At 77.7% G+C, this 4,168-nt stretch carries 4 protein-coding genes and 1 pseudogene; 3 read left to right on the top strand and 2 right to left on the bottom strand.

Features of this window, described 5'->3' with window-relative positions; all coding sequences use genetic code 11:
• Both QP089_RS48610 and rsgA read right to left on the bottom strand, forming a co-directional pair.
• Positions 1 to 326: GNAT family N-acetyltransferase (locus QP089_RS48610; RefSeq protein WP_285921425.1), on the bottom strand; the 326-nt coding region annotated here is incomplete at its 3' end.
• On the bottom strand, positions 323 to 1,405 hold the full coding sequence (gene rsgA / locus QP089_RS48615; RefSeq protein WP_285921426.1) for a ribosome small subunit-dependent GTPase A: 1,083 nt from the start codon (positions 1,403 to 1,405) through the stop codon (positions 323 to 325). The genes QP089_RS48610 and rsgA, both read right to left, overlap by 4 nt.
• Before the next feature lie 333 nt (positions 1,406 to 1,738).
• Here rsgA and QP089_RS48620 point away from each other — a divergent pair, with 333 nt between their 5' ends.
• The 3 genes and pseudogenes from QP089_RS48620 to QP089_RS48630 all read left to right on the top strand — a co-directional run.
• The gene (locus tag QP089_RS48620; protein WP_285921427.1) at positions 1,739 to 2,998 is read left to right on the top strand and encodes a hypothetical protein; all 1,260 of its coding nucleotides are present in this window, start codon (positions 1,739 to 1,741) and stop codon (positions 2,996 to 2,998) included.
• Between the two features lie 85 nt (positions 2,999 to 3,083).
• Positions 3,084 to 3,818, top strand: a complete 735-nt coding sequence (locus QP089_RS48625; RefSeq protein ID WP_285921428.1) for a response regulator transcription factor — start codon at positions 3,084 to 3,086, stop codon at positions 3,816 to 3,818.
• Between the two features lie 86 nt (positions 3,819 to 3,904).
• Positions 3,905 to 4,168: pseudogene (locus QP089_RS48630) on the top strand (hypothetical protein); the annotation flags it as partial.

Here is a 4,168-nt window from a genome sequence, read left to right on the forward strand (position 1 = left end):
TCACCGCGCCGCGCCGCCGCCGCGAGGGCCGCGCGGACCACCGCGCCGCCCGTCCCGCGCCGCTGGTGCCGCGGCGGCACCGCCACCGGCGCCAGCGCCAGCGCGGGCGCGCCGCCCACCCGGCACCGCGTCAGCAGCGCGTACCCGGCGATCCGGCCGTCCGGGGACTCGGCCACCAGCGACAGGCCCGGCAGCCACGCCGGGTCCCGGCGCAGCGCGTCGACCAGGTCGGCCTCGGCGGCGGTCGGGAACGCCGCCTCCAGCACCCGCCGCACCGCCGCGGCGTCCGCGGCGGTCTCCGGCCGGGTCCTCCAGTACCCGCTCACCGGCCGCGCCCCCGCTCCTTGTACATCTGCCGCTGCCACCGGCTGACGGCCTTCCACTTGTCGCGCTGCTCGGCGCGCAGCCGCGCGTCGGACCGCGAGGCGATCCACGCGTTCTCCCGCAGCAGCTTGCGGTAGCTGTCCAGGCGCCGCTGCGCCAGCGTCCCATCGGCGACGGCCGCCAGCACCGCGCAGCCCGGCTCGGCCAGGTGCGCGCAGTCGCCGAACCGGCAGCCCTCGGCCAGCTCCTCGATGTCGGCGAACGTCTGCCGCAGCCCGTCGCCGGCGTCGAACAGCCCGACGCCCCGCAGGCCCGGGGTGTCGATCAGGACGCCGCCGCCCGGCAGCGGCAGCAGCTCCCGCCGGACGGTGGTGTGCCGCCCCTTGCCGTCCGATGCGCGGACGGCGCCCGTGGCGAGCGCGTCGGCGCCCAGCAGCGCGTTGCCGAGGGTGGACTTGCCCGCGCCCGACGGCCCGACCAGCGCCACCGTGCCCGACAGCACCGCCGCGACCACCTCGACGCCCTCGCCGGTCGCCGCGCTGCACGCCACCACGTCCACGCCCGGCGCGGCGGCGACGACGTCGGCCTGCGCCTCGGCGGGCGAGGCGACCCGGTCGGCCTTGGTCAGCACGACCACCGGCCGCGCGCCGCTCTCCCAGGCCAGCACCAGCAGCCGCTCCAGCCGCCCGAGATCCGGGGCGGGCACCAGCGGCACCGCGATCGCGACGGTATCGACGTTGGCGGCCAGCACCTGGCCGCGCGAATCCCGCGACGCCGACGACCGGACGATCGCGGTGCGGCGCGGCAGCAGCACCGCCAGCACCGCACGCCCGTCCGGGCCGTCGGGGCGCAGCGCCGCCCAGTCGCCCGTGCACGGCGCCGCCGCCGGATCGGCCGCAGCACCGAACGCCCCGGCCGAAGCCCGGCTCAGGCCCGACTCGGTCACCACATCGCACAGGCCGCGGTCCACCGCGGCCACCCGCGCCGGCACCAAACCGGCCGCGCGGTGAGCAACGAACACGTTCTCCAGGGTCTCGTCCCAGCCGTAGGCGGACAGGGAAGACCCCTCGAAAGAAGACAACGGAATGGAACCCTTCGCATGAAAGGGCCTCGGCGAGCACGCCGGACGAGACGGGCCGGGGTCAGCCGGAGGCCCGGGGAACGAGGACGGGCTGGCTGCCGCGCGCGACAGCGAACGCAGCAGCGACCGCGACAACGGCCATGCGACCTCACCCCCCTTTCGGTTCCGCGCCCGACCCTACCCACCGCCGCCCGCGCCCGGCCACCCGTTTAACGCGCCCGCCCGCGGCCCGGCGGCGCGGACTCCCGGACCGGGTGCCGCGACGGGGGAGTGGAACCGCCAATCGGAACGTATGGTGATTTCAGGCGGCGGACCGTGATAGGGGGCATGGCCGTGGACGAAAGGGACCGGCAGGACGAGCAGCCGCGCGACCGGGAACCCGGCGCGACCGGCTCGACCGGCGGGCTCGCCGAGCGCGCCGCGCAGGCCGACCGCGCCGCGGCCGAGCGGCTGGAGGAGCTGTGGAACGGGCTCGCGCCCGTCGCCGGAGGCGCCGCCCGCCTGGCCACCACCGTCAGCGAACCCGTCCGGCACGCCGCGCGCGACGCCGCCTCGCTCGCCGCGTCCCGGATCGTGGACCAGATGGCCGGCACCCCGGTGATGCGGGCCGTGGAGAGGGCCGCCCGCGACGCCGCCGTCAAGGCGGCCTCCGCCGCCGCCGAGAAGGCGGTGCGCGAGGCGCGTGCCGCCGCCGAGGCCAACCCCGCCACCGCGAGCGCGCTGGAGGCCGCCACCGCCGCGATGACCCTCGCCGAGCAGGCCGCCCAGCACCCCATGGCCCTCGCCGCGCGGCGCCTGGCCGCCCGCAGCCCCCTGGCCCGCGCCGCCACCGCCACCGCGCTGGACATGGCGGGCCGCACCATGACCACCGCCGCCGCCTCACCGGCCGTGCAGGCCGCCACCCGCGCCGTCGTGGACGCCGCGATCGACACCGTCGCCGACGCGGCCGTCGACGCCGCGCTGGTCGCCGGCCGCGACATCGTCGCCCGCGTCGTCCGCGAGACCGCCCGCGACACCGCCCGGGACCTGGCCGCCGCGCTGCGCGAGCGCGCCGGCGCCTCGCCCGAGCTGACCGCGATCGCCGCCGAGCTCACCCCGATCGCGGACGCCGCCGCCGGCGCCGCCCGCGACCTCGCCGACCTTGCCGACCGCACCGGCGCGCGCGAGGCCGCCCGCTCGGCCGGCGGGCTGCTGGCCGCCGCCGCGGGCGGCGCGTTCGCCCGCACCGCCCGCGACCTGGCCGTCCGCGCCGCCGTCCAGGCCGCCACCACCGCCATCGAGGTCGTGATGGCCGAACTGCTCCGCGAGGCCCTGAAGATCGCGATGAAGGACGTGCTGCGCGACATCGTCCTGGACGTCGCCCGCGACGTCGTGGTCGACGTGGCCCGCACCACCTGGACCACCGCGACCCGCCCGGCGCCCGGCCCCGTCGTCGTCCGCGCCACCGCCGAGACCGTCACCACCGCCGAGACCCGCCCCGCCCCAGCCGGCACCGCCACGACCGTCACCACCGAGACGGTCGTCACCGAGACCGTCACCGCCGAAACCCGCGACGTGTGGGCCCAGGCGACCGACGACCGCCCGGACCGCTGAACGCCCGCTCAGAACTTCCTGAAAGATCCATGAGAAACACCGGCCGGTGGCCGGACCCCTCACCGGCGGTGTTTACGGTGAGTGCATGGAGCCCGGCACCCCGCAGGCGGCGCCCGCCGCGCGGATACTGATCGTCGACGACGAGCCCGCCGTCCGCGAATCGCTGTCCAGCAGCCTGGAGTTCGAGGGCTACCGGGTCGCCGAGGCCGCCGACGGCGCCGCCGCCCTCCAGCGCGTCCAGGCCGAACCCCCCGACCTGGTCGTGCTGGACGTGCTGATGCCCCGCATGGACGGCCTGACCACCTGCCGCCGCCTGCGCGCCGCCGGCGCCACCATGCCGGTGCTGATGCTCACCGCCCGCGACATGGTCGGCGACCGCGTCACCGGCCTGGACGCCGGCGCCGACGACTACCTCGCCAAACCCTTCGAGCTGGACGAGCTGCTCGCCCGCGTGCGGGCCCTGCTGCGCCGCACCGCGATGAACGCCGACACCGCCGCCGGTGCCCGCCGCGAGGACGTCCTGGCCTTCGACGACCTGCGGATGAACACCCTCACCCGCGAGGTCGCCCGCGCCGGCCGGCCGCTGGCCCTCACCCGCACCGAGTACATGCTGCTGGAGATGTTCCTGGCCCACCCCCGCCAGGTCCTCACCCGCGAGCAGATCCTGGAGACCGTCTGGGGCTTCGACTTCGAACCCGCCTCCAACTCCCTCGACGTGTACGTGATGTACCTGCGGCGCAAGACCGAGGCCGGCGGGATGCCGCGGCTCGTCCACACCGTCCGCGGCGTCGGGTACGTCCTGCGGACGGCGTCCCCGTGACCGCGCGGCGGCGCCCGGCCGGGAGACCGCCGACGGCCCGGCGGGTCCGAATGACACGGCGGGTCCGAATGGCACGGCGGTTCCGAATGGCACGGCGACTCACCCTGCGCGCCCGGCTGGCGCTGCTGACCGCCGCCGCCGTCGCCCTGGCCGTCGCCGTCTGCGCCGCCGCCGGCTGGTACCTCACCCGCAACCAGCTCTACCGCGAGCTGGACCGCCGCCTCGGCGCCTCCGCCGCCGGCCCGCCCGGCCCCGAGGGACCCGGCGGCCCCGGCGGACCCGGCGGCCGCATCCAGCGGATGATGGGCCGCGAGATCGCCGGCGCGCTCGCCGCGTGCCGCCCCGACGCC

Origin of the sequence: Actinomadura opuntiae (assembly GCF_030283205.1) — a bacterium.
Classification (GTDB): Bacteria; Actinomycetota; Actinomycetes; order Streptosporangiales; family Streptosporangiaceae; genus Spirillospora.